Here is a 24,030-nt window from a genome sequence, read left to right as displayed (position 1 = left end):
AGCAAGCGCGTCCGCGAATTTCAATCTGGCATTTCAACTTCAGCCGCACACATATGCCTAGGCAATCCTGTGCTTAGTCTTATCGGACGATGTTCAGCTTTTTCTCGCAGTCAATGATTGCTCCCATACACCGCTCACACCTTAAGAGCGGGGCGCACTCTGGCTAGCGGGAGATTTCTATGAAGTTGCTGAATAAAGTGGCGTTCGTGACAGGGGCCGGGCAAGGCATGGGGCGTGCGATTGTGCGTCATTTCGCCGAGCAGGGCGCACAGGTAGTGGCGGCAGATATCAATCTTGAAGCCGCTCGCCAAACCATCGAAGGGCTGGGCGACAACGCGCTGGCCGTGAGCTGCAACGTGGCCGACAGCGCTTCGGTCGCGGCCGCAATGGCCGCCACCCATGAGTGTTTTGGCAGCCTTGATGTGGTTGTCAACAATGCAGGTATCGGCTCCATCGATGCCTTCGCCGAGACCCCCGACGAGCACTGGCAGCGCGTCATCGGCGTCAACCTGACCGGCACTTTTTTCTGTAGCCGCGAAGCAGTCAAGCTGATGCTCAAGGCCGCCACGCCCGGCGTCATTATCAATATCTCCAGTACTTCTGCCGTCACCGGTGAAGGCCCAAGCCATTACTGCGCCGCCAAGGCCGGGGTCATGGGGCTTACCCGCAGCATGGCCCGTGAACTGGCCAGCAATGGCATTCGCGTTAACACCATTGTGCCTGGTCCGACCAACACGCCAATGATGGCCGACATCCCCGAAGACTGGATGCAAAGCATGCTCAAGGCCATTCCGTTGGGCCGCATGGGTGAAACCGATGAAATCGCTCGCGTTGCGGCCTTTTTGGCCAGTGACGATGCCAGTTTTATCACCGGGCAAAACCTCGCGGTCAATGGCGGCATGGCCTTTATCTAAGCGCAGCAGATGGGTGGGGAGAGCGTCATGGGAACTCGTTTAAACAGCAAAGTAGCGTTTATCACCGGGGCCGGCTCAGGCATCGGCGCGGCCACAGCCTTGCGCTTTGCCGAGGAGGGCGCGCTGGTCGTGCTCTGCGGTCGACGCATCGAGCCACTGGAAGCCGTAGCGGCACAGATTCGTGATGCCGGTGGCCGTGCTGAATGCGCCGTGGCCGATGTCAGTAATGAGGCCGCTTATGTAGCAGCCATCACGGCAGCGGCAGAGCGCAATGGCCGTCTGGATATTTTGGTCAATAATGCGATGGCTTACAGCTGGGGCGCAATTGACAGCACCTCGACGGCTGACTGGCACTCCAACTTCGCCACCACCGTGGATGGCACGTTCTGGGGCACACGCACGGCAATGACGCTGATGCGCGCCCAGGGCAGTGGCTCGATCATCAATATCGCGTCGATCTGCGGCCTGTTCGGCACGCCGTGGATGGCCGGTTACTCAGCCGCCAAAGCGGCCGTGATTAACTTCAGTCGAGCCGCCGCCAGTGAAGGCGCGAGCCACAACATTCGCTGCAATGTGGTGATTCCCGGCGTGGTCGAGACCCCGGCCACCGCAGGCATGTTGACCGATGACAAAACCCGTCTGAATACCGAAAAACTGATCCCGCTCAAACGTGTTGGCCAACCGGTGGAAGTGGCTAACGCCATTCTGTTTCTGGCCAGCGATGAAGCTTCGTACATCACCGGGGCCAGTCTGCCGGTCGATGGCGGCCGTAGCAGCGAGTTGTACACCGTACTCGAGTAATCAGTTCGGGCATTTAAAGACCGCTTTAAGGACACCGCATATGGAACAGAACGCCTTGCTCGCCCGTCTTGACCGGCTGGAGTCGATTGAAGAAATTCGCCAGCTGGCCGGCAAATATTCATTGTCGCTGGACATGCGTGACCTCGATGCCCACGTCAATCTGTTTGCCGAAGACATTCGGGTCGGGCGTGAAAAAACCGGGCGGGCGCACCTTAAAGCCTGGGTCGACAGCACGTTGCGTGACCAGTTTCACGGCACCTCCCATCACCTGGGCCAGCACCTCATCGAGTTCACCGACCCCGATCATGCCGTGGGTGTGGTGTATTCCAAGAACGAGCACGAGACCGGCCCCGAGTGGGTGACCATGCAAATGCTCTATTGGGATGACTATGAGCGCATGCAGGGGCGCTGGTATTTCCGTCGTCGCCTGCCGTGCTACTGGTACGCCAGCGATCTCAACAAGCCGCCGATTGGCACGCAGAAAATGCGCTGGCCGGGGCGCGAACCCTACGCAGGCACCTTTCACGATCTGTTCCCGTCATGGCACGAGTTCTGGGCCAACCGCCCGGACAAGGATCAGTTGCCGCAGGTGGCGACGGCGGCTCCGGTCGAACACTTTCTTGCCACCCTGCGCCGTGGGGCTGGCGCGCCGAAGATCCGCGTGCGCTAAGGAGCCACTATGAGCATTTTGTTTGAACCTGTGCGGTTGGGTGAGCTTGAGCTTGCCAACCGCATTGTCATGGCGCCCATGACCCGCAGCCGCGCCGACGATCGGGGTGTACCGACCGCTGAAATGATCGAGTACTACCGCCAGCGGGCATCGGCCGGCCTGATCGTTGCCGAAGGCACTGCGCCTTCCGCCAGCGGTCTGGGCTATTGCCGCACCCCGGGCATTTACAACGCCGAACAGATAGCCGCCTGGAAGGCGGTGACCGACGCCGTGCATGCTGAGGGTGGGTTGATCGTGTTGCAATTGATGCACGTGGGCCGGGCGGCGAGCGCGCTGAACAAGCCCGCAGGCGCGGCAACGGTGGCCCCTTCGGCCATACGGGCACGCACGCAGCTGTTTACCGACCGCGCAGGAATGGTCGACACCGACGAGCCGCAAGCGTTGTCGATAGAGGATATTGAGGCGGTGGTCGGCGACTATCGCCAGGCCGCCTTGAACGCCCGCGCGGCGGGTTTTGACGGGGTTGAACTGCACTGCACCAGCGGTTATTTGCCTATGCAGTTCATGGCTTCGGGCAGCAACCTTCGCGATGACCGCTACGGTGGCAGCGTGCAGAACCGCATGCGTTTCCCTACTGAGGTGCTGACCGCAATGGCCTCGGCCATAGGTTCAGGCCGTGTGGGCCTGCGGCTGTGTCCCGGTAACCCTTTCAATGACATCGAAGACAGCGACCCACTGGCCACGGCCGAAGCCCTGTGCCGGGCGGCCGAGCCGCTGAATCTGGCGTACGTGCATATCATGCGCTCGCCATTGAGCGAACTGGATGCCTTCGCCTTGGCCCAGCGCAATTGCAGCGCCGGGTTGATTTTGAACGATGGTTTTGATGGCGCTTCTGCACAAGCAGCGTTGCAGGCCGGGCAGGGCGAGGCGGTGTCGTTTGCGCGGCACTTCATCGCCAACCCGGATCTGGTCGAGCGCTTGCGCCACGGCTTGCCCCTGGCCCGTTTCGATCGCAAGACCCTGTACTCGTCCGGCCCCGAAGGCTACAGCGATTACCCACTGGCCGAAGCGGTGGCGTCATGAATGACATGTCCCGTATTGCCTCTTTGGCACAGTACAAACAACAACCCGTGCCGCGCGAACAGACCCAAGCGTTACTCGATCTGCGCTCGGCTGCCAGCGCCCGGATTAAACCGGCTGACCGCTACACCCTGGCGGATCGCCTGGAAGAACAGGCGCAGCAGTTTGCTGAACGTACATTCCTGATTTACGGCGATCAGAGATTCACCTACGCACAGGTCGATGCACAGGCCCATCGCATGGCCCATGTGTTTTATGCCAAAGGCTTGCGCCCCGGTGATGTGTGCGCGATTGCCATGGAGAACCGCCCGCAGTTTTTCTTCTGCTGGTTTGGTCTGGTCAAACTGGGCGTGGTGGTGGCGTTTATCAATACCCAAGTCAGCGGTAAACCGTTGGCTCATGCCTTGCTCACAACGTCGGCCAAGGCGCTGGTGGTGGGCGAGGAGTGCCTGAGCAATATATTGGGCACCGAAGGCTTGCCTGAAGTACCGCTGTGGCTCATTGAAGATGCGCAAAACCCCTATGAAAGCCTGATGCCGTCTCGGGTAGACGTCAGTCTGGCTGCGCAGATAGCCGCCGCGCCTGTTATGCCGTTCCCGAAAGACATTCGTGCCGGTATTACCGCTGAAAGCACGACCTTGCTGATTTTCACTTCCGGCACCACCGGTTTGCCCAAAGCGGCGCGCTACAGCCATATGCGCTGGATGTCGTCCGGGGACGTGATGGAAGTCACCATGGGCGCAACCAGTGATGACGTGTTTTATTGCTGCTTGCCGCTTTACCACGGCGCTGCGGCGACATCGGTGACGTCCACTGCATTGCGTTGCGGCGCTAGCATCGTGGTACGGCGCAAGTTCAGCGTGCGTGAATTCTGGCTGGACGTGCGCCGCCATCAGATCACGGTGTTTCAGTACATCGGCGAAATCTGCCGCTACCTGCTGAACCAGCCCGCCCATGATGGTGAACGCGAGCACAGTTTGCGCTTGATGCTTGGCGCCGGGCTGACACCCGAATCCTGGCAACGCTGGCTGGAGCGCTTCGGCCCGATTCAGGTGTTTGAGGGCTGGGGAGCGACCGAGGCCAACGCCAACGTGATCAATGTCGACAACTACATCGGTTCGTGTGGCCGTGTGCCGGACTGGAACCGCACCAACCTGCGCCTGGTGCGCTATGACGTTGAAAGCGACAGCCATCCACGGGACGAACAGGGTTTTTACCAGCTCTGCAAACCCGGCGAAGTGGGCGAGGCGATGGGCTTTATCATCAATCATCCACACATTGGCGGCGGGCGCTTCGAGGGATATACCAGCGAGGACGCCACCGAAAGCAAGATCCGCCGCAACGTGTTTCAGGAAGGCGATGCGTACTGGAGTTCGGGCGATCTGCTGCGTTACGACGATGATGGCTATTGCTATTTTGTCGACCGTATCGGCGACACCTACCGCTGGAAAAGCGAAAACGTTTCGACCCTTGAAGTGGCAGACACGTTGGGTGATTTACCGGGCCTCGAACTGATCAATGTGTATGGTGTGCAAGTACCGGATCACGAAGGTCGGGCGGGCATGGCAGCGATCCTCATGCAGCCCGGACAGGTGTTTGACCCGCAGGCGTTTTATGAATTGACCGAAGCCCGTTTGCCGCGTTATGCCGCGCCAATGTTTGTACGGGTTTGTGCGGCGGCAGACCTGACCAGCACCTTCAAGCTGCGTAAGGTTGATTTGCAACGTCAGGGCTACGCCCCTGATTTGTTTGCCGACCCTTTGTTCGTGCGCGATGAAAGTACCCGTACTTATCAGCCGTACTCGCTGGACGTGTTGGCGCGCGCCGGTTTGGCGCCCTTTGCAGGCAGTGGCCATGAGTAACCTCGACGTACACGGCCATGAATGGCGTGACGGTCTGCGCTATCCGTGGCCGCAACCGCCTGCCAATGGCCAGGTGCAGGAGGTAGCAGAGGGGGTGTTGTGGCTGCGCATGCCACTGCCGTTTGGCCTGGACCATATCAACCTGTATTTGCTACGCCACGGCGACGGTTGGGTCGCGGTCGATACCGGCCTCAATAGCGATCAGTGCCGCGCAGTCTGGGAGCAGGTATTTGTCGACGTGCTGGGCGGTCTGCCACTCAAGGCAGTGATTTGTACGCATTTTCACAGTGACCACACGGGGGTGGTTGGCTGGTTGGCCGAGCGGTTCCGTTGCCCGGTGCTGATGACCTTGGGTGAGTTCGATGCCTTGCACCACGGCCCGCCTAAATCCCGCGAGCCTGAGTGGGCGTTTCTCGACTTCTATCAAAAAGCGGGGTTCACGGCTGAGCGCGCCGCCGCATTGTTGCCGCTGATTCAGGGTGAGCATTTCAGGCCGCAATTGACCGCCAGTTTCACCCGCATCAGCCACGGCAGTGAGTTGACCATTGGCGGGCGCCGCTGGCAGGTGGTGATGGGCAACGGCCATTCGCCCGAGCATGCCTGCCTGTATGCCGCCGATGACGGCCTGCTGATCTCGGGCGACCAAGTGTTGCCACGTATCACTTCAACCATTTCTGTGTATGTGCCTGAGCCAGAAGCCAATCCGCTGCGGGACTGGCTGGACTCTATCGAGCGCCTGCGGGTGATCCCCGACAGCGTGCTGGTGTTACCGGCGCACGAGCGGCCTTTTTTCAATCTACACCTGCGCCTGGATCAACTGCGCGACCACCATCTCAATCATTTGCAGCAGTTACTGGACGCTTGTGAGCAGCCATTGACCGGGCTGGAGATGATGGCGGTGCTGTTTAAAAAGCTGTCAGGTCGTTTTGACGAGTTGATGGCGGTGGGCGAGACCTTGGCTCACGCCAATTACCTGATGGCCGAGGGGGCGCTCGTCCGTGAGGAACAAGGAGGGTTGCACCGCTATCGGCGGTGCGCGACAGGAGTCGTGAAGTTCGACCCGCTTCAGATGTTTTGAGCCGGGGCTATGCGCCGTGCAATGCAATGACGCTTGAACCCATCGAGGCGGCCATCGGGTCGCTAATCAGGAGAGCCAGTGTGATCAATAAAAACAACAATAAAAGCTTCCAGTTCACCGGCCTGGCAGTTGCCGTGGCGCTGGTATCCAGCCCGGCGTGGGCGGGGGAAACTATTGAGTTCGAGGATGGGACAACCATCGATTGGTCTGTCACCACCAGCTATGGTATCGGCATGCGTCTGGGGGATCCGAGCAATCGCCTGATGGGTATCAACGTCGATGATCCGAACCGCAACTTCGATCAGCACAGCCTGACCACTAACCGGGTAGGCGCCCTGGGCGAGATGATTTTGCGTAAAGACAACTACGGCGCCGTGGTCCGCGCCAGTACCTTCTACGACGATGTCTACCACCGCAAAAACGACAACGACTCACCCAGCACGGTCAACAAAACCGGCGATAACGATGAATTCACCAGCCAAACCCGCTACTTCAGTGGCGGCCGCACGCGCTTGCTCGATGCCTATGTGTTTGGCGGCTGGCGCTTTGACAACGACACCATGCTCGACGTCAAGGCCGGTCGACACATCGAATCCTGGGGCGAGAGTCTGTATTACCCTGGCGTGAATGGCGTACAGAACCCGTCCGATGCGGTGAAAGCGGCGCAGCCGGGGGTTGAGGTCAAGGAAGTGTTGCTGCCGGTGGGCCAGTTCTCGGCGTCCTACCGCATCAACCCGCAGTTCACCTTGGGCGGCTATGTGCAGTATGAGTGGAAGGGCACCGAACTGCCGCCTGTGGGCAGCTACCTGTCAACCTCTGATGTGATTGGGCCGGGCCGTGAGTTTATTCTCGGGGCCAACGGTTCACGCATCAATTACACCGGCACCGATGAACCCCGTGACAGCGGGCAGTGGGGCGCACAAATCCGCTTCCGGCCGATCAGCGACATCGAGCTGTCGCTGTTCCATGTGGTCTACCACGACAAAAACCCGGCCACCGCCCTGGTGGGCTATCAGCCGCTGGCCTTGGGCAATGGCCAGTACGCGTACACCACCAACGGCTATAAGGTGAAGTACTTCGAGGACATCAAGCTGACGGGACTCAGCGCCACCACCAAGATTGGCGAATACCAGTTGGGTGCGGAGTGGTCATACCGTGATGGTGCACCGGTGATGGTCAATACCGGACTGGGCCCTGTGCCCACTCGCGGCAAAGGCCAGCAGCTGCAATTCTCGGGCATGCGTATTCTGGGTGATCGCCCGTGGGCCAGCCAGACCACGCTGACCGGTGAAATCGTCACCGTGCGCGTGGACGATGTGGATGACGTGTCGGGCGCGCCAAATCTGCTGGGGCTGCCGATTGCCCCGCCGTATGCAGGCGCGATCCAGCCGTCGAATGACTACACCTATAAAACCTCGTCAGCGTGGAAAACCCGCTCTTCCAGTGCTTACACCGTGGGTGCTTCCTTCAGTTATCCGGGGGTGTTTCAGGGCTGGGATCTTGAAGTGCCATTCACCTTCTCCAACGTCTTCAGCGGTGCGGCACCGATGTCCGGCACGATTGCCGGGGTGGCCGGTGATCGTCGGCTCAGTGCGGGGACCACGTTCAAATACCTGAGCAACCTGGAAATGTCGTTTAAGTACATCGCGTACCTGGGCTCGCCGGATCCGATTTATCGCCCGTTGGCAGACCGTGACTACGCCACGTTCTCGATGAAATACACGTTCTGACGCGGGGTTTGCATAACCTGTAGCAGCTGACGAGCTTTGCGAGGCTGCGTTCGGCGGCAAAGCCGTCGTGAAACCATTTGCGACGATTGCATCGTCGAACGCAGCCTCGCACGACTCGTCAGCTGCTACGAGCATGACCGCTTCCCTGATCGACCGACTGCAGCGTTATGAATTGACTAGAAGAGAGATAAACCTATGGGTCTTAAAGGTCACGCGGCCATTGTCGGCAGCGCTCAATACAAACCGGAAAAATACGCTACGGCCCCGCGCATGTTCCATCTCGAACAAGTTGCCGACCTGGCTGCACAGGCCTTGCGCGATGCCGGGTTGAATGCCTCGGATCTCGACGGACTGGTTATCAACGGCCCGCATTTTCACGAAGCCTCAGTCTTTGTGCCCGCCATGGCCGCTGAGTACCTGGGCTTGCGCCTTAACTTTGCCGAAGTCGTCGACCTCGGTGGTTGCACCTCTGTGGGCATGGTCTGGCGTGCTGCCGCAGCCATCGAACTGGGCCTGTGTCAGGCCGTGCTCTGCGTGCTGCCCGCGCGCATGGCGCCGCTGGGGCCGGATGAAGACCCGAGCTGGATGGCCCGCGCCATGCGCTTTGGCGGGCACAGCACGGCTTTCGGTGCCCCTGAGGCCGAGTTCGATCTGCCCTACGGCCACATGGGCCAGAACACGGGTTACGCCATGATTGCCCAGCGTTATGCCGCTCAATATGGCTACGACCCGCGTGCGCTGGCCAAAATTGCCGTTGACCAACGCACTAACGCGCAATACAACCCGCAAGCCATGTTTTACGGTCAGCCGTTGACCATCGAACAGGTACTGGCCAGTAAAAAAGTGGCTGACCCGCTGCATGTACTGGAAATCGTCATGCCGGTGGCCGGTGGCGCGGCATTGATCATCGCGTCCAAAGAAGTGGCTGCGCGGGCGCGTAAACGTCCGTCGTACATCACCGGCTTTGGCGAGCATCTGGCCTTTAAGTCACCGTCTTACGCCGAAGACATGGTGAAAACCCCGATAGGGCCGGCTTCGCGTCGGGCATTCGACATGGCCGGGCTCAAGCCTAAAGACGTCGATGCCGCGCAAATCTACGATTGCTACACCATCACGGCCTTGCTGACCCTGGAAGACGCGGGTTTCTGTGCCAAAGGCGAAGGCATGAGTTTTGTCCGCGAGCACGACCTGACCTGGCGCGGTGATTTCCCCATGAACACACACGGTGGCCAGCTCAGCTTCGGTCAGGCGGGCTCGGCGGGGGGCATGTCGCAAGTCATCGAGGCCTTTACACAGATTGCCGGTGAAGCGGGTGAGCGTCAGCTTTCACGTTGCGACACGGTATACGTCTCAGGCACCGGTGGGGTGATGAGTGAGCAGGGCGCTTTGATCCTTCAGGGAGCATAAATCCAATGTCAAACAACAAACCCATGCCGATCCCGACCGAGATTTCTGCACCATTCTGGGAAGGCTTGAAGGCCGAACGCTTACTGATTCAACAATGCGATCACTGCAACCACTGGGTGTTCTACCCGCGTCGGCATTGCCCGTCTTGTCTGGCCCATGCACTGACCTGGCGTGAAGTGAACGGTGCCGCCACGCTGTACAGCTACACCGTGACGCGCATTGCCACACTGCCGGACTTTGCCGACGAAATGCCGCAAATACTGGCGGTGATCGAGTTGGAGCAAGGTGTACGGATCAACAGCAACCTGGTGGGCCTTGACGAAACCGAAGTGAAAATCGGCATGGCGTTGCAGCCAGTGTTTGCCGAGGTGGATGCCAAAGGTACACGGCTGTTGCGCTTCACCGGGCTGGACAAAGACCCGATTGCCTTGCAAGGCGCGCGCAGCCAGCCTGAGCCTGTTGTGAGTGAAAAGAGTACCGTGCGCCAGATCGCCCTCAGCGACACTGCGGCCTTGCAAGCGTTAGTCAGCGACACGTTCAGCGGATGGAGCAATCAAGTGGTAGTCGATCAAGAATTGATCGATGCGTTTGCGCAGTTGTCGGGTGATGATTACTGGATACACACCGACCCTGAGCGAGCGCGCAAGCAAAGCCCGTTTGGCGGCACCATTGCCCACGGTGCGCTGGTGCAGATTCTGCAATCGCGCATGCAATTGAATCTGGGCTATGAAATCACCGGGTTCAGCAACATGGTCAACTACGGTTCGGACCGTTTACGCTTCCCGGCGCCGGTGCCAGCGGGTGCGACCATCCACTCACGAGCGCGGGTCAAGCGTGTCGAGCAGGTTAAAAGCGGAACGCAATTGACCCTTGAACTCAACACCCATGTATTGGGCAGCGAACGTCCGTCAGTGATCAACGAACTGGTGATTTTGTACATGTAATACCGGGGCACAGGCAACGCCAACAATCGCAGTGGCTGACAAGGTACCAAGGCTGCGATTGAAGGCGTTGCTGTACCGAACTCTTTGGATTAATCGAGTGATTGGCGATGGATCTATGAAGTTAGCGCCACCGATCGCAGCCTTCGTTCCTCGACAGCGGCTACAAGAGCGTAAGCGAGCTTTTGATCTGGCTTTTGATCTGGCTTTTGATCTGGCTTTTGATTTGCCGCCCCTTCGGGAGGCCGAAAGGAGGTTTCGCGGAGTGGGTCGACCGGCATGGATGCCGGGAGAGCTGCGATCGGGCCATGGATGGCCCGTCGCAGCGTGCCCACGGAGCGGAACCGGAGAGAGGGACACCTGAGCGAAGCGAGGGCCGTACGCGGGGGCGGAAGCGTTTTGGTTACTTTGCCGCTTTTGCAAAGTGACACGCCGTAAGGGCGTAACCCGTAGAACGTCTTAATACACCTAATGGATATGTACCTAGGCCAATTAAAAGCTACGAGTACATATCCATTGGATGCTTTTAACTGGAAGAAAGGTTTCGCCCTTACGGCGAGGTACTTTTGGCAAACGCCGAGTGTCGGACCATCCCAAAAGTACCCAAAAGGTCTGTGCCCTACCATACGGCCGAGCTCGCCTAGGCTCGCCCGGTGCCTTCTCTCCGGCACTGTTATGGGCCTCAGTGTCGCTCCCACTGTTTCGGTGGCGGCAGGGGCATTGGTTTAGAAGCAACAAGCAACAAGCCAGGCAGTCCTACACGCCGTAACCACTGTAAAAACTACGACTCCCTGCATGACCTGCACGCTGCTCACTTGCGTTAGTCTCAACGGACGATGAGCCCCACCCACAACCTTCCCATACTGCCCCAAGCCAATAAATACAGGCATTGAGGAGCAGGCGCATGATCGACATTCGTGGTTTGAGCTACTTCGTTGCAGAATCCACCGACCCGGTGCAGTGGCAGCGCTATGCCCAAGACGTACTCGGGATGATGGTCAGCGAAGCCCCCGCAGGCGGCATGTACGTCAAAATGGACGAACGCCCCTTTCGCATGCTGGTAGTGCCCGGCAGTGAGTCCCGCTACCTCGCTTCAGGCTGGGAATTGGCCAGCGAACGGGCCTTCAATGCTGCGATTGAAACCCTCGACCAAGCCGATGTCAGCTGGCGTCTCGGCACTGCCGAACAGTGTGATCAGCGCGGCGTCCAGGCCTTGTTGCACGTCACCGATCCCTCGGGCAACCACCATGAGTTGAGCTGGGGCCATCGCTCTGATTGCCAGCCTTTTATCTCGCCCCAAGGGGTGCCGGGCTTTATCACCGGCGACATGGGGCTGGGCCATACCGTGTTACCGGCCCCCAACTTCGATGCCACGCTGGCCTTTGCCAAAGAGGTGCTCGGCTTTGAGTTGTCGGACATTTTCAATTTCCGCCCCGATCCGTCTGCGCCGCCGATCCGCATCCATTTTCTGCATTGCAAAAACAGCCGTCACCACAGCCTGGCATTGGCCGAATACCCCGTGCCGTCCGGTTGCGTGCATGTGATGGTCGAAGTGGAGTCGATGACCGAAGTCGGGCGCGCGTATGACCGCAGCATCGCTCACAACGTGCCGCAGTCGGCCACGCTGGGCCAGCACCTGAACGACCGCATGACCTCGTTCTATATGAAAACACCTTCGGGCTTTGATCTGGAATACGGCTATGGCGGCCTGTTGGTCGATTGGCAAGAACACAGCGCCTTTGAATTCACCCGCGTCAGCCTGTGGGGCCACGATTTCTCCGTCGGCCAGCAAAAGTAAGGAATAGCCATGAACAAGCAAATGACAGCGGCCGATGCGGTCGGCCAATTGCGTGACGGCATGACCATCGGTTTTGGCGGCTGGGGGCCACGGCGCAAGCCGATGGCGATTGTCCGCGAAATCCTCCGCTCGGACGTCAAGGACCTCACCGTGGTGGCCTATGGAGGCCCCGAAGTCGGCATGCTTTGCGCCGCCGGCAAGGTCAAGAAACTGGTGTTCGGTTTTGCCACGCTCGATGCCATTCCGCTGGAAGCGTATTTCCGCAAGGCCCGCGAGGCGGGTGAGCTGGAGCTGATGGAGCTGGACGAGGGGATGTTGCAATGGGGCCTGCGCGCAGCAGGCATGCGGTTGCCGTTTTTACCCACCCGCTGCGGCTTGGCCACTGATGTGACGCGACTCAACCCTGAAATCAAGCTCGTGCAATCACCCTATGACGACGGCGAAGTGCTGCTGGCCATGCCTGCGCTAAACCTGGATATCGCCTTCTTGCACGTCAACGTTGCCGACCGGCTGGGCAACACGCTGGTGACCGGCCCTGATCCGTACTTCGATCATCTTTATGCGCGTGCCGCCAAACAGTGTTTTGTCTCTTGCGAGCGTATTGAAGAACGCTTGAGCCTTGACGCCACCCAAGCGCGTTTCAACACCTTCGAACGCTATCTGGTCAGCGGCGTGGTGCATGCGCCGTTTGGCGCCCATCCCACCTCATGCCCGTCTGATTACGGCTGGGACATGAGTCACCTCAAGCGCTACAGCGCCAGTGCCGCAGAAGAGGGCGGCTGGGAAGGGTATGTCGCCGAGTTTGTAACGCCGGGCGAAAGTGCCTATCAGGCCAGCAATGGCGGTGCCGACCGGCTGAGCGCGCTGCCGCTGCCGGTGTTTTGAGGAGTATGACGATGACTGCAACCTGTGATTTTTCCCTGGCCGAACTGCTGATCGTGGCCGCCTGCGAGGCCTGGCGCGATAACGGTGAAGTGATTGCCTCGGGTCTGGGCGTGATCCCGCGCCTGGGTGCGAGCCTGGCCAAATTGAGCCATAGCCCTGAACTGTTGATGACCGACAGCGAAGCGTTTTTGGTCGAAGAACCCATTCCGTTGGGGCCGCGTGGGGATTATCAGCCACGCTATTCGGGTTACCTGTCATTCGAGCGAGTATTTGAATGCGTATGGGGCGGACGCCGTCACGCGATGATCGGCCCGACTCAGGTTGACCGCTGGGGGCAGACCAACCTTTCATGCATCGGCGATTATCAAAAGCCTAAGGTCGCGATGCTCGGGGTGCGCGGCTTGCCGGGCAACAGCATCAACCATATCAACTCGTTCTTCATACCCAACCACAACACCCGGGCGTTTGTCGCCGGTGAAGTGGACATGGTCTCGGGCGTGGGCTTCAAGACAGAGCGTTGGGATGACGGCATGCGCCGCGACCTGATGGACATTCGCCTGATCGTCACCGATCTGTGTGTGATGGACTTCGGCGGCCCGGACCGGGCGGTGCAAGTGCGTTCGCTGCACCCTGGTGTGAGCTTTGAAGAGGTACAGGAGAAAACCGGCTTCCCCTTGCTCAAGGCACCAGACCTCAAACAAACCGTGGCACCGACCCCGGAGCAGTTGGCCCTGATCCGTCGGCTCGATCCCCATGATTACCGCGCCGCCGCGCTCAAGGGCAACCCGCCCGGCATTCGTCAGGCCTGAAGCCAAGGAACTCCTCTTATGAGTAGCGACAGCGATTTTGTGCAGCGCGTTGATGGTGCTGTGTATGAAACCGAAGAGCCGGTGCTGTATGCAGTAGCGGACGGCATCGCCACGCTGACCCTGAACCGGCCCACGGTCAATAACGCTCAGAACTCGCAGATGACCTATGCGCTGGACGATGCCTTTCGCCGCGCCGTCAATGACGACGCGGTCAAAGTCATTGTGTTGTGCGGCAATGGCAAACACTTTTCGGCCGGGCATGACATCGGCACACCCGGGCGCGACATCAATAAATCGTTTGACCGGGCCAGTTTGTGGTGGGACCACACGAACAAACCCGGGGGTGAATACCTCTATGCCCGTGAGCAGGAAGTCTATTTGGGGATGTGCCGACGCTGGCGCGAATTACCCAAGCCGACGATCGCCATGGTGCAGGGGGCCTGTATTGCAGGGGGGCTGATGCTGGCCTGGGTCTGCGATTTGATCGTGGCCAGTGACGATGCCTTTTTTCAGGACCCGGTGGTGCGCATGGGCATACCGGGGGTGGAGTATTTTGCTCACCCGTATGAGCTCAACCCCAGGATCGCCAAGGAATTCCTGTTCACAGGCGACCGCATGAGTGCCGAGCGTGCTTATCAAATGGGCATGGTTAACCGCCTGTTCAGTCGTGATGAGCTGCATGCCGGCACCTATGCACTGGCGGCGGCCATTGCCAAGCAGCCGCGCATGGGCCTGGCCCTGACCAAACAGGCGATCAATCACGTTGAAGATTTGCAGGGCAAACGCACCGCGATGGATGCTGTATTTGCCTGGCATCATTTTGCCCATAGCCATAACGAGCTGCTTTCCGGTGACAAGCTCGGCGGCTATGACGCCAAGGCGATGATTGAGGCGAACAAGACCGCTGCGGGAGAACGTCGATGAGCGAATATTTGCACACCGCGTTAACCGATGCCCTGGGCTGTCGTTACCCCATCGTACAAACCGCGATGGGCTGGGTGTCGGATGCCAATTTGGTGATCGCCAGCAGCAAGGCCGGCGCCTTTGGCTTTTTGGCCGGCGCGACGATCAATGCAAAGCAACTGGAAGCCGAAATCCAGCGCGTGATCGAGGCCTTGGGCAGCAGTAATTTCGGCCTTAATTTCCATATGTTCCAGGAAAACGCCGCGCAATGTGTGGATCTGGCCATCGAATACCGATTGCGCGCCGTGAGCTATGGCCGCGGCCCGGATCGTCAGACCATTGAGCGCTTTAAAAAAGCCGGGGTGCTGTGTATCCCAACGGTGGGCGCGGTCAAGCATGCAATCAAGGCGGTTGAATTGGGCGCGGACATGATTACCGTGCAGGGCGGCGAGGGCGGCGGGCACACGGGCGGGGTGCCGAGCACGATTTTACTGCCTCAGGTACTGGATGCGGTGCAGGTGCCGGTGATTGCCGCAGGCGGCTACTCCACCGGGCGCGGCCTGGCCGGTGCACTGGCCACCGGCGCTGCGGGTGTGGCGATGGGCACGCGGTTTTTGATGACTAAAGAATCGCCCACGCCTGCGGCGACGCTCGAGCGTTATGTGAAAGTCGCCGACCCGCAAAAAATTCGCGTGACCTTGGCGGTCGACGGCATGCGTCATCGCATGATTGAAAACGCCTTTATTGACCGTCTGGAAAAAGCCGGAGCGTTTGGCCGGCTGCGCATTGCCTTGGGCAGCGCCTGGCATTGGAAACAGCAAACGGGTATGAGCCTGGGGCACATGCTCGGGGTGTTTGCCCAATCAGTGAAAGAAGACCCCGGCGCTTTGTCGCAAACAGTGATGGCGGCTAACCAGCCGGTGTTGCTGCAACGTTCGATGGTGGATGGCGTCCCTGATGAAGGCATTTTGCCCTGTGGGCAAGTGGCGTCCGCGATCGGGGAGTTGAAGAGCTGCCAGCAACTGATTGATGAAATGGTCCTCGAGGCGGAACGTTGCCTGATGGCGATCAATGCACGTTACCAGGCCAAGCGCTGTCAGCCCGCAGTACCCGCAGGCTTCTGAAACGTCTTCAAAGTTTGTAACTGAACTTATCTGGATACAAAACGTGTCCGGACACGCGTCAAAAGTCGGTTTCCTGATCACTACACTTTTTAATCATTGTGCAGCTCAGGAAGCTGACTTATGCCCCAACCCTTGCATCGCCATACTCCGTCTCTGACGTCTTACGACCCGCGCGGATTGACCATTCGCGCGGTGGCCTATCACCGCCGCATAGCCGGCGATGAACCGCAGGCGCGCATCCACCGTCAGGTTTACAGTGCCACAGGCTTGCTTAGCGAACAGTGGGACCCACGGCTCACGGAGCTGCGGGCCAGCGCCGCCAATCAACGTAATCGCTACACGCTGTCGGGGCGTTTGCTGCATACCGACAATGTAGACAGAGGCACGCGCATTCTCTTCTGCGGCGCCGGTGCCGAGTTGCGCTACAGCTGGGATGCCCGTGGCACCCGGCACACTTACCAGTACGATCAGCTCCTGCGCTTAAGCGCGCTGTTTGAACAGGCCGCCGGTGACGACAAACCCCGGTGTGTCGAGCGTCTGAGCTATGCCGACAACACCCCCGAAAATGCACGGCATAACCGTTGTGCCCGGTTGCTGCGTCACGATGACCCGGCAGGCACCCTGTGGTCAGAGGATTTTGACTTGCAGGGGCGTGTGACGAGTGAATCGCGCCGGTTTGTCCATGAGGTCTCTGCCTCTGCGGACTGGCCCTTGGCGCCGGATCAGCGTGACCTGGCGCTTGATCCCGCTGTGTGGCGCAGTCAGTGGCGCTACGATGCGCTGGGCCAGTTGCTGGAACAGATCGACGCCAAACACAACCGTCAACGTTCGCACTATGCCGTGGACGGTTTGCTGACATCACGAGGGGTGGTCCTCAATAACGGCACGCAACATACCGTTGTGCAGCACCGAACCTACAACGCAAGCGGCAACATTGAGACAGAGCGGGCTGGCAATCAGGTGCTGACAGCACTGACCTACGACCTCAGGGATGAGCGCCTGCTGCAACTCAAGAGCTACCGTGGCGGTCAACCTGCTGAAGCCTTGCAAGACCTTTCTTATCGTTATGACCACGTCGGCAATGTGCTGAGCATTGGTGATGCGGCGCAACCGGTGCAGTGGACCGATAACACGCGCGTGCAAGCGCTCAGCACGTTTAGCTACGACACCCTCTATCAGTTGATTCAGGCCAGCGGGCGAGAAAACGCCGCCAATGCCAGCGGTGCGCCCCAGAGCGGCCTTGTCCGTTTCGGTGCAGCTGACGGCCAGCGCCCCCGTCAGTATCGCCAGTCCTATGCCTACGATGCAGGTGGCAACTTGACCCGACTGCAACACAGGACGAGCCGTGGCTCAGGCTATACGCGACACTTCAACGTGTCAGGTCAGAGCAATCACAGTCTTGAGCTCATTGCGGGTCAGGCCCAGCCGGGGTTAGGCAGCGGGTTCGACCCAAACGGAAATCTGCACATGCTGGAACCCGGGCAGACGCTGACCTGGAACCTGCGCAACCAACTGCAACGCGTGACTCAGGTCACGCGTGAAGCCGGCACGGATGACGACGAAGTCTATGTGTACGACAGCGCTGGGGCACGAGCGCTGAAAATCACCAGCGCCAACGGCCCACATCAGCGCCGCCTTCGCGAAGTGTATTACTTGCCGGGGCTGGAAATTCGACGCAACAGCGCGACGGGTGAAGCGTTGAACCTATTGAGGATCGAAGGGGAACTCAACAGTGCGGCGCTTTTGCAATGGGAACAGGGTCGGCCCGAGGGCATCGACAACGAACACCTGCGCTTCAGCCTCTCGGATCATTTGGGCAGCAGCACGCTGGAGCTGGATCAAAAAGCCCGATTACTGAGTCAGGAAAGCTACTACCCCTATGGTGCAACGGCGTGGTGGGCAGGCAAGAATGCACTCGAAGCCAGCTACAAATTCGTCCGTTATTCGGGCAAGGAACGCGATGCCAGCGGCCTTTACTACTATGGCTACCGTTATTACGCACCTTGGCTGGCCCGCTGGATCAGTGCTGACCCGGCTGATGATATAGACGGTCTTAATTTGTATGCCATGACCCGGGCCAACCCGATCAGCAGGGTTGAAAACCAAGGGTTGCAAAGCATCGACAGTATGGATCGACCGGGTCGACTGGCCATTTTGCACCGCGTGGTCACAGACATGGCCAATCGGGTCAGGCCAAGGGTGCAGGCGTCGAGTGCGGCTGCAATCCGTGATGGCCTTGCCACTTTTATCAGCAATGCCGTCGGGGCAGGTGTGGACATCGCCCTGTTTGAAGGCCGTCAACCGTCACAGGGTTTGAACTCTGCTTTACGCAGTACTGTTGCGGCGCTGGATGCTTTAAGCGTCATGCACATGAGCACCGGGCTGTTTGGCCATGTGACTCGTTGGAGCCCTCTGATCGGCTTTTTTGCTGCCACAGCGGCTAATCGTGGATTCGAGGCGCGCGGTGCCAGTGAAGGTGCTGGCGCTGAAGACGCGTGGGACCCGGTGGCCCGGCTCAGGCTGGCCGGGCATGTGCGAGCCTTTACCCGGGAAGTCTTGCAGCAGATGGTGAGCGGGCTCGGCGAAAGCGTGTCGTGGGGGCAGACCCCGGTGCGTGCCAGAATCCCGCGAACCTTGGCGGCCGCAGGCGCCTATAGCTTGGCCACAGTGCCGAATGCCGTGTTTGGTCAGTATGTGCCGGGGCCACTGATCCCTAATGTCGGGCCGTTGATCGAGGCATACGATGGGGCGGCAGGGACGGCCATTCGTGCGGGGCATGCGACGGCGCGCTTTGACCGCCACGTCAGCACGTTGCAGGTGCCAGGGGCGATGAATACGGTTCATGGGGGGCTGAGCCGGATGTTTAATCAGACCTGGACTTATTGGGCTGGGGTCGGCATCGAGGCGGTTGCGCAGTGGGTCACGGGGCAGCCTGTTGAAGCGCAAAGTGGCAGGGCAAGGGCGTGGGTGGGTGCTGCCAAAGGCGTGGTGTCTGCGTTGACAGAAGTACGCGGGGCGCTGTTGCAAACGGCCAGGGGCGGGTTTGGTAGCCTGTTCAAGCGCTGGCGGACGGTCAAAAGCTGACCCGCCAGACAGTGTGCAGCGCAGTGAATCAAAGTCGCTGCGCCTGCACTTCATTCTGCGCAACCTTGACTATGCTATCGGCACCGCCTGCATGTGCAGGCCGTCAAAGTCGAGGGATGAAAATGATTTCAGAGTGGGAAATGTTGGCGCGTCTGCTACTGGCGGCTGTACTGGGCAGCATGATTGGTCTGCAACGCGAACACTTGTTTTGGACCGCAGGCTTGCGCACGCACATGCTGGTCGCGACCGGCGCGTGCCTGTTCATGATCGTCTCGGCCTTTGGGTTTGAACAGGCATTGACCCAGGCGGGCACACGGCTTGACCCGTCACGGATCGCTGCACAGATTGTCACCGGTATTGGTTTTCTCGGCGCGGGTTCGATCATGATGCGCGGTGAGGTGATCAAGGGCCTGACCACGGCGGCAAGCCTGTGGGCCGTGGCCGCTATCGGCATGACCATCGGGGGCGGTTTGTATGGGCTGGGGGTATCGGCGACGGTGTTGATACTGATCATTTTGATTGCTATCGCGCCGATTGAGCATCGCTACCGCGACTGGATCAAAGTGCATGTCATCAAACTGGTTGCGCCGATTGGCGTATTGAACCGTCAGAGCCTTACGGATTTACTCGGTGAAGAAGCAAACCGGCTCAAGCAGGTGATTGTTGAGCAAGGCCCTGACATGGGTACCGAAACCGTGACGGTTGAGTTCAAAAAGACCAGCCGCCTTGAAACGGTAGAGCTGTTAAAACGGATTTTGACCATTCCGGACGTCAGGGAGGAACAAGCGCCGCATTGATGCAGCGGTTCTGATCAACTACAGGTCGGATTCACACAAAAACGGCATCCTTGCATCTGGTCGAATGATCCTCAACGGCCCGCCCAAACAGCGGCTTTTGAAGTTCGATCATCGACCAGGGTAAATGACATGCAGATGCCGAAAACCATACAGATCAAGAACGGCGAAAAAGTCACTCCGACGTTCTCGGCCCAGGAATATGCCAACCGCCAGGCCAAACTGCGTGCGTACATGGCGCAGAACGACATTGATGCCGCCGTGTTCACCTCGTACCACAACCTCAACTATTACAGCGATTTCCTGTACTGCTCATTTGGCCGTAATTACGCGCTGGTGGTCACGCAGGACAGCGCCGTTACCATCACCGCCAATATCGACGGTGGCCAGCCTTGGCGTCGCACCATGGGCACCGACAACATTGTCTACACCGACTGGCAGCGTGATAACTTCTTTGTCGGCATCCAGCAGGCGTTGCCCAAGGCGGGGCGCATCGGGATCGAATACGACCACATCAACCTGCTCAACCGTGACAAGCTCGCCAGCCGTTACCCGCAGGCTGAACTGGTGGATATTGGTGCGCCGTGCATGCGCATGCGCATGATCAAATCCGCCGAAGAGCACGCGATTATTCGCCATGGTGCACGCATAGCCGACATCGGCGGTGCAGCCATCGTTGAAGCCCTGCGCGATCAGGTGCCGGAATACGAAGTGGCACTGCACGCCACTCAAGCCATGGTGCGCGAGATTGCCCGTACCTTCCCGAACTCTGAGCTGATGGACACCTGGACCTGGTTCCAGTCCGGTATCAACACCGACGGTGCCCACAACCCGGTGACCACCCGCAAGGTCAACAAGGGCGACATCCTGAGCCTCAACTGTTTCCCGATGATTGCCGGGTACTACACAGCGCTGGAGCGCACCCTGTTTCTGGATCACTGTAGCGACGAGCACCTGCGCCTTTGGGAAGTCAACGTCAAGGTGCATGAGGCCGGGCTCAAACTGATCAAACCCGGCATGCGTTGTTCAGACATTGCCTTGCAACTCAACGAAATCTTCCTTGAACACGATCTGCTGCAATACCGCACTTTTGGCTACGGCCATTCATTTGGCACCTTGAGCCATTACTACGGCCGCGAAGCCGGGCTGGAGCTGCGTGAAGACATTGACACCGTGCTGGAGCCAGGGATGGTGGTGTCCATCGAGCCGATGATCATGATCCCCGAAGGACGGCCAGGGGCGGGCGGTTATCGCGAGCACGACATCCTGATCGTCAATGAACAGGGCGGTGAAAACATCACACATTTCCCGTATGGTCCGCAGCACAACATCATCAAGCGATAACTTCAGCGCAAGGTGCTGGCGCGTTGACCGCGCCTGCCGCCTTCTGCCGTCCAAGACCCACGCATGCGCCCCCAGAGAGCGCAGCGTTTTTGACCCTTTACCCCTGCCAAAAAGAACACAATGAGGGTATTTGTCATGTCCCATGTCCTGACGTTGCTTGGCTTTTTTCCATCCTCCACTCGCCCCTGTGGAGGTGCTCAATGAGTATTCCCAGCCTGGCCTTGCCCCTGACGATAGAACAACAGAGCGAACGCCTGAGTGAACGCAAAGCCTTGCGCCGCGCAGCCACCGCCAGCTTTATGGGTAACTTTGTCGAGTGGTTCGATTACGCCGCTTACGGTTATCTGGCTACCGTGATTGCATTGACCTTCTTCCCGCAAACGGATGCTGCCACAGGCTTGATGGCCACATTCGCCGTGTTTGCCCTGTCGTTTATCGTGCGCCCGATGGGTGGATTGATCTGGGGCCATTTTGGCGACAAATACGGGCGGCGCAGCGCCTTGTCCTGGTCGATCCTGATCATGACCGTCTCGACCTTTTGCATCGGTATCCTGCCGGGTTACAACCTGATTGGTCTGTGGGCTCCGGCGCTTTTGCTGTTGATCCGAATGGTGCAAGGCTTCTCGGCCTCGGGTGAATACGCTGGCGCTTCGGCGTTTCTGGCCGAATACGCGCCTGATGGTAAACGCGGTTTTTACACCAGTATCGTGCCCGCGAGCACGGCAGCCGGGTTGCTGTTTGGCGCGCTGTTTGTGGCCTGCATGCACGCCTTGATGACCAGCGAAAACCTTCACGACTGGGGCTGGCGCCTGCCGTTTCTGCTGGCTGCGCCCTTCGGCCTGGTGGGGCGATACATCCGCATGAGCTTGCAGGACTCCCCTAAGTTCCTTGAGATGGAAAAACGTCTGGAAGCCAAGGAGTGCGCCACCCACGCCCCGGTTCGTGAGTTGCTCACCGTGCATCGGCGCGCCGTTACCATCGGCATTGGCGTCACTTGCTTGAATGCAGTGGCCTTTTACCTGCTGCTCAGCTACATGCCCACCTACCTGTCGACCGAAATGGGCATGAGTGAGGGTGATTCGTTTATCGCCTCCACTGTGTCATTGGCGACCTACATCGGTCTGATCTTTATGATGGGCAAGCTGTCCGACCGCTATGGTCGCAAGACCATGCTAGTGACGGCTTCTGTGCTGTTTTTGCTGCTGACCTTCCCGCTGTTCGGCATGCTCGGCAACCCGTCGCTGGTTGTCATCTTGATGATCCAGATTGCCTTTGGCGCGATTCTGGCGATGAACGACGGCACCTTGCCGTGTTTTCTGGCCGAGATATTCCCCACGCGCGTGCGGTTCAGCGGCTTTGCCTTCAGCTTCAACGTTGCCAATGCTGTTTTTGGCGGCACCGCGCCGTTTATAGCTACCTGGTTGATCCATATGACCGGCAATAAAATGGCCCCGGCCTGGTATTTGCTGGCCGCCGCAGCCGTCGCGTTGGTCGCCATGCTGGCCAGTCGCGAAACCGCGCATAAAGCCTTACAGGATTGACTGAGTGGCTGTAGCCGCTGCCGAAGGCTGCGATCGAGCGCTAAGCGGTCGCACAATGGGACACCTCGGTGTGTCAGGTTTTACGACGGCCTTGCCGCCGATCGCAGCCTTCATTCCTCGTCAGCGACAACAACTGCTCCACACCTGCATTGCCTCAATGCAACGCCACCTGTTTACGCTCACCAATCGGCGAAACCCCGAACAACCGGCTGTAGCATTTGGAAAAATGCGCCGCCGACACAAAACCGCAGGCGAGGGCGATGTCACGCACTTGAGATTCGCTGCGCAGCAACAGACTGCGGGCACGGGCCAGACGCAGTTCCAGGTAATACTGGCTCGGCGTACGCTGCAGGTGCTTGTGAAACAGACGCTCAAGCTGACGCACCGACACCTCGTTCAAGCGCGCCAGATCTTCCAGACTGACCGGTTCTTCAAGGTTGGCCTCCATAATGGCCACCACCTGACTGAGCTTGGGTTGTGACGTGCCGAGCTTCTGGCGCAAGGGCACGCGCTGTTGCTCCTGAGCACTGCGCGGGCGATCACACAGCAGCAGCTCGGCAGCATGCGCGGCAATCTCCCGGCCGCCGGGTTCACGGGCGATCAATTGCAAGGTCATGTCCATCGACGCGACCCCGCCTGAACAGGTGTAACGGTCGCGGTCCAGTTCAAACAACTGGTTGGAAATAATGATCCCGGGGAAGTGGTCTTTGAGGGTTTCAATATCTTCCCAGTGAATGGTGCAGCGATAGCCCTTGAGCAGCCCGGCGCGGGCCAGCCAATAACTGCCGGTGCAAATGCCGCCCAGTGCGACCTGTTCGTGGGCGAGTTTGCGTAACCAGTTAAGGGTAGGGCGGCTGCTGAGGTGTGAAACGATCGGGTTTGAACCCACGATCAATAAAATGTCCAGTTTTGGTGCATCACCCACCGCGTAATCGGGCAGGATGCGCATGCCATTACTGGCGGTGACCGGATTGAGGTCCGGGCCGATGATGACGGTACGAAACATCTCCCGGCGCGCCGCCATATTGGCCATACGCAGGGTCTCGATGGCCGAGGCAAAGCCAATAGTGGTGAAGTTTGGTATCACCAGAAAGCCCACCGTTTTAACGATGGGGTCTTTGCACGATGCCGCTGTAACCGGTGTAGCCATCCTTACAGTCCTCTTTACGGTCCTGGACGCTTCTGGCGTCGGGTTCGCGCAGGGTTGGAGTGGCCAGCACCCGCGCGATGGGCCGTAAAGAAGCATTTGTTGTGCCACCGGTCCA

Annotated in this window: 19 protein-coding genes; 18 read left to right on the top strand and 1 reads right to left on the bottom strand. The window is 59.1% G+C overall.

Annotated features, from left to right (window positions below):
- The first annotated feature begins 179 nt into the window (after positions 1 to 179).
- The 18 genes from EQV93_RS22010 to EQV93_RS21925 all read left to right on the top strand — a co-directional run bounded on the left by EQV93_RS22010 (position 180) and on the right by EQV93_RS21925 (position 22,765).
- Complete coding sequence (locus EQV93_RS22010) at positions 180 to 914, top strand: SDR family NAD(P)-dependent oxidoreductase (RefSeq protein WP_240892452.1); 735 nt, start codon at positions 180 to 182, stop codon at positions 912 to 914.
- Positions 915 to 941: 27 nt separating this feature from the next.
- On the top strand, positions 942 to 1,715 hold the full coding sequence (locus EQV93_RS22005) for an SDR family NAD(P)-dependent oxidoreductase (protein ID WP_146387218.1): 774 nt from the start codon (positions 942 to 944) through the stop codon (positions 1,713 to 1,715).
- Positions 1,716 to 1,755: 40 nt separating this feature from the next.
- Positions 1,756 to 2,385: a nuclear transport factor 2 family protein gene (locus EQV93_RS22000; protein WP_146387216.1), complete on the top strand. Its 630-nt coding sequence runs from the start codon at positions 1,756 to 1,758 to the stop codon at positions 2,383 to 2,385.
- 9 nt (positions 2,386 to 2,394) lie between these two features.
- Positions 2,395 to 3,468, top strand: coding sequence for an alkene reductase (locus EQV93_RS21995; protein WP_240892451.1), 1,074 nt, complete (start codon positions 2,395 to 2,397; stop codon positions 3,466 to 3,468).
- Positions 3,465 to 5,327 (top strand): long-chain-acyl-CoA synthetase, encoded by a 1,863-nt coding sequence (locus tag EQV93_RS21990; protein WP_240892450.1) that lies wholly within the window; start codon positions 3,465 to 3,467, stop codon positions 5,325 to 5,327. Before EQV93_RS21995 ends, EQV93_RS21990 begins: the two co-directional genes overlap by 4 nt.
- Positions 5,320 to 6,405 carry an MBL fold metallo-hydrolase gene (locus tag EQV93_RS21985; RefSeq protein WP_240892449.1) on the top strand — a complete coding sequence of 362 codons (1,086 nt, stop codon included), beginning with the start codon at positions 5,320 to 5,322 and terminating at the stop codon, positions 6,403 to 6,405. The genes EQV93_RS21990 and EQV93_RS21985 overlap by 8 nt, the downstream gene beginning before the upstream one ends.
- A gap of 80 nt (positions 6,406 to 6,485) precedes the next feature.
- Complete coding sequence (locus EQV93_RS21980) at positions 6,486 to 8,135, top strand: DUF1302 domain-containing protein (RefSeq protein WP_122785888.1); 1,650 nt, start codon at positions 6,486 to 6,488, stop codon at positions 8,133 to 8,135.
- 195 nt (positions 8,136 to 8,330) lie between these two features.
- Positions 8,331 to 9,542: a thiolase family protein gene (locus EQV93_RS21975; RefSeq protein ID WP_240892448.1), complete on the top strand. Its 1,212-nt coding sequence runs from the start codon at positions 8,331 to 8,333 to the stop codon at positions 9,540 to 9,542.
- Between the two features lie 5 nt (positions 9,543 to 9,547).
- Entirely contained in the window at positions 9,548 to 10,486 is a 939-nt protein-coding gene (locus EQV93_RS21970) for a bifunctional OB-fold nucleic acid binding domain-containing protein/MaoC family dehydratase (protein ID WP_240892447.1), read from the top strand.
- Between the two features lie 901 nt (positions 10,487 to 11,387).
- Positions 11,388 to 12,281, top strand: coding sequence for a VOC family protein (locus EQV93_RS21965; protein ID WP_240892446.1), 894 nt, complete (start codon positions 11,388 to 11,390; stop codon positions 12,279 to 12,281).
- Positions 12,282 to 12,290: 9 nt separating this feature from the next.
- The gene (locus EQV93_RS21960; protein WP_122786533.1) at positions 12,291 to 13,166 is read left to right on the top strand and encodes a CoA transferase subunit A; all 876 of its coding nucleotides are present in this window, start codon (positions 12,291 to 12,293) and stop codon (positions 13,164 to 13,166) included.
- Between the two features lie 11 nt (positions 13,167 to 13,177).
- Positions 13,178 to 13,975 (top strand): CoA-transferase subunit beta, encoded by a 798-nt coding sequence (locus EQV93_RS21955; RefSeq protein ID WP_122786534.1) that lies wholly within the window; start codon positions 13,178 to 13,180, stop codon positions 13,973 to 13,975.
- Between the two features lie 18 nt (positions 13,976 to 13,993).
- Positions 13,994 to 14,899, top strand: coding sequence for an enoyl-CoA hydratase (locus EQV93_RS21950; RefSeq protein WP_122786535.1), 906 nt, complete (start codon positions 13,994 to 13,996; stop codon positions 14,897 to 14,899).
- Positions 14,896 to 16,002, top strand: a complete 1,107-nt coding sequence (locus tag EQV93_RS21945; RefSeq protein ID WP_146387989.1) for an NAD(P)H-dependent flavin oxidoreductase — start codon at positions 14,896 to 14,898, stop codon at positions 16,000 to 16,002. Before EQV93_RS21950 ends, EQV93_RS21945 begins: the two co-directional genes overlap by 4 nt.
- Before the next feature lie 120 nt (positions 16,003 to 16,122).
- Complete coding sequence (locus tag EQV93_RS21940; RefSeq protein WP_240892445.1) at positions 16,123 to 19,086, top strand: RHS repeat domain-containing protein; 2,964 nt, start codon at positions 16,123 to 16,125, stop codon at positions 19,084 to 19,086.
- 116 nt (positions 19,087 to 19,202) lie between these two features.
- The gene (locus EQV93_RS21935; protein ID WP_240892444.1) at positions 19,203 to 19,883 is read left to right on the top strand and encodes an MgtC/SapB family protein; all 681 of its coding nucleotides are present in this window, start codon (positions 19,203 to 19,205) and stop codon (positions 19,881 to 19,883) included.
- A 129-nt stretch (positions 19,884 to 20,012) separates the two neighbouring features.
- On the top strand, positions 20,013 to 21,224 hold the full coding sequence (locus tag EQV93_RS21930) for a M24 family metallopeptidase (protein ID WP_146427306.1): 1,212 nt from the start codon (positions 20,013 to 20,015) through the stop codon (positions 21,222 to 21,224).
- A gap of 200 nt (positions 21,225 to 21,424) precedes the next feature.
- Positions 21,425 to 22,765 carry an MFS transporter gene (locus EQV93_RS21925; RefSeq protein ID WP_146427308.1) on the top strand — a complete coding sequence of 447 codons (1,341 nt, stop codon included), beginning with the start codon at positions 21,425 to 21,427 and terminating at the stop codon, positions 22,763 to 22,765.
- 154 nt (positions 22,766 to 22,919) lie between these two features.
- Here EQV93_RS21925 and EQV93_RS21920 read toward each other — a convergent pair whose 3' ends face one another.
- Positions 22,920 to 23,915 carry a GlxA family transcriptional regulator gene (locus tag EQV93_RS21920; RefSeq protein WP_240892443.1) on the bottom strand — a complete coding sequence of 332 codons (996 nt, stop codon included), beginning with the start codon at positions 23,913 to 23,915 and terminating at the stop codon, positions 22,920 to 22,922.
- Positions 23,916 to 24,030 lie beyond the last annotated feature (115 nt).

It is taken from the genome of Pseudomonas sp. TMW22091, assembly GCF_022496705.1.
GTDB lineage: Bacteria > Pseudomonadota > Gammaproteobacteria > Pseudomonadales > Pseudomonadaceae > Aquipseudomonas > Aquipseudomonas saxonica.
The sequence above is the reverse complement of the archived record's forward strand: the minus strand, read 5'-3'. Positions and strand labels throughout refer to the sequence as shown.

Excerpts from the sequence above, each read along its gene's own strand:
- EQV93_RS21985 (WP_240892449.1), top strand. The coding sequence starts at position 5,320 with ATGAGTAACCTCGACGTACACGGCCATGAATGGCGTGACGGTCTGCGC.
- EQV93_RS22005 (WP_146387218.1), top strand. The coding sequence starts at position 942 with ATGGGAACTCGTTTAAACAGCAAAGTAGCGTTTATCACCGGGGCCGGC.
- EQV93_RS21920 (WP_240892443.1), bottom strand. The coding sequence starts at position 23,915 with ATGGCTACACCGGTTACAGCGGCATCGTGCAAAGACCCCATCGTTAAA.
- EQV93_RS21930 (WP_146427306.1), top strand. The coding sequence starts at position 20,013 with ATGCAGATGCCGAAAACCATACAGATCAAGAACGGCGAAAAAGTCACT.
- EQV93_RS22000 (WP_146387216.1), top strand. The coding sequence starts at position 1,756 with ATGGAACAGAACGCCTTGCTCGCCCGTCTTGACCGGCTGGAGTCGATT.
- EQV93_RS21950 (WP_122786535.1), top strand. The coding sequence starts at position 13,994 with ATGAGTAGCGACAGCGATTTTGTGCAGCGCGTTGATGGTGCTGTGTAT.
- EQV93_RS21955 (WP_122786534.1), top strand. The coding sequence starts at position 13,178 with ATGACTGCAACCTGTGATTTTTCCCTGGCCGAACTGCTGATCGTGGCC.
- EQV93_RS21940 (WP_240892445.1), top strand. The coding sequence starts at position 16,123 with ATGCCCCAACCCTTGCATCGCCATACTCCGTCTCTGACGTCTTACGAC.
- EQV93_RS21970 (WP_240892447.1), top strand. The coding sequence starts at position 9,548 with ATGTCAAACAACAAACCCATGCCGATCCCGACCGAGATTTCTGCACCA.
- EQV93_RS22010 (WP_240892452.1), top strand. The coding sequence starts at position 180 with ATGAAGTTGCTGAATAAAGTGGCGTTCGTGACAGGGGCCGGGCAAGGC.
- EQV93_RS21965 (WP_240892446.1), top strand. The coding sequence starts at position 11,388 with ATGATCGACATTCGTGGTTTGAGCTACTTCGTTGCAGAATCCACCGAC.
- EQV93_RS21975 (WP_240892448.1), top strand. The coding sequence starts at position 8,331 with ATGGGTCTTAAAGGTCACGCGGCCATTGTCGGCAGCGCTCAATACAAA.
- EQV93_RS21925 (WP_146427308.1), top strand. The coding sequence starts at position 21,425 with ATGAGTATTCCCAGCCTGGCCTTGCCCCTGACGATAGAACAACAGAGC.
- EQV93_RS21945 (WP_146387989.1), top strand. The coding sequence starts at position 14,896 with ATGAGCGAATATTTGCACACCGCGTTAACCGATGCCCTGGGCTGTCGT.
- EQV93_RS21960 (WP_122786533.1), top strand. The coding sequence starts at position 12,291 with ATGAACAAGCAAATGACAGCGGCCGATGCGGTCGGCCAATTGCGTGAC.
- EQV93_RS21935 (WP_240892444.1), top strand. The coding sequence starts at position 19,203 with ATGAAAATGATTTCAGAGTGGGAAATGTTGGCGCGTCTGCTACTGGCG.
- EQV93_RS21995 (WP_240892451.1), top strand. The coding sequence starts at position 2,395 with ATGAGCATTTTGTTTGAACCTGTGCGGTTGGGTGAGCTTGAGCTTGCC.
- EQV93_RS21990 (WP_240892450.1), top strand. The coding sequence starts at position 3,465 with ATGAATGACATGTCCCGTATTGCCTCTTTGGCACAGTACAAACAACAA.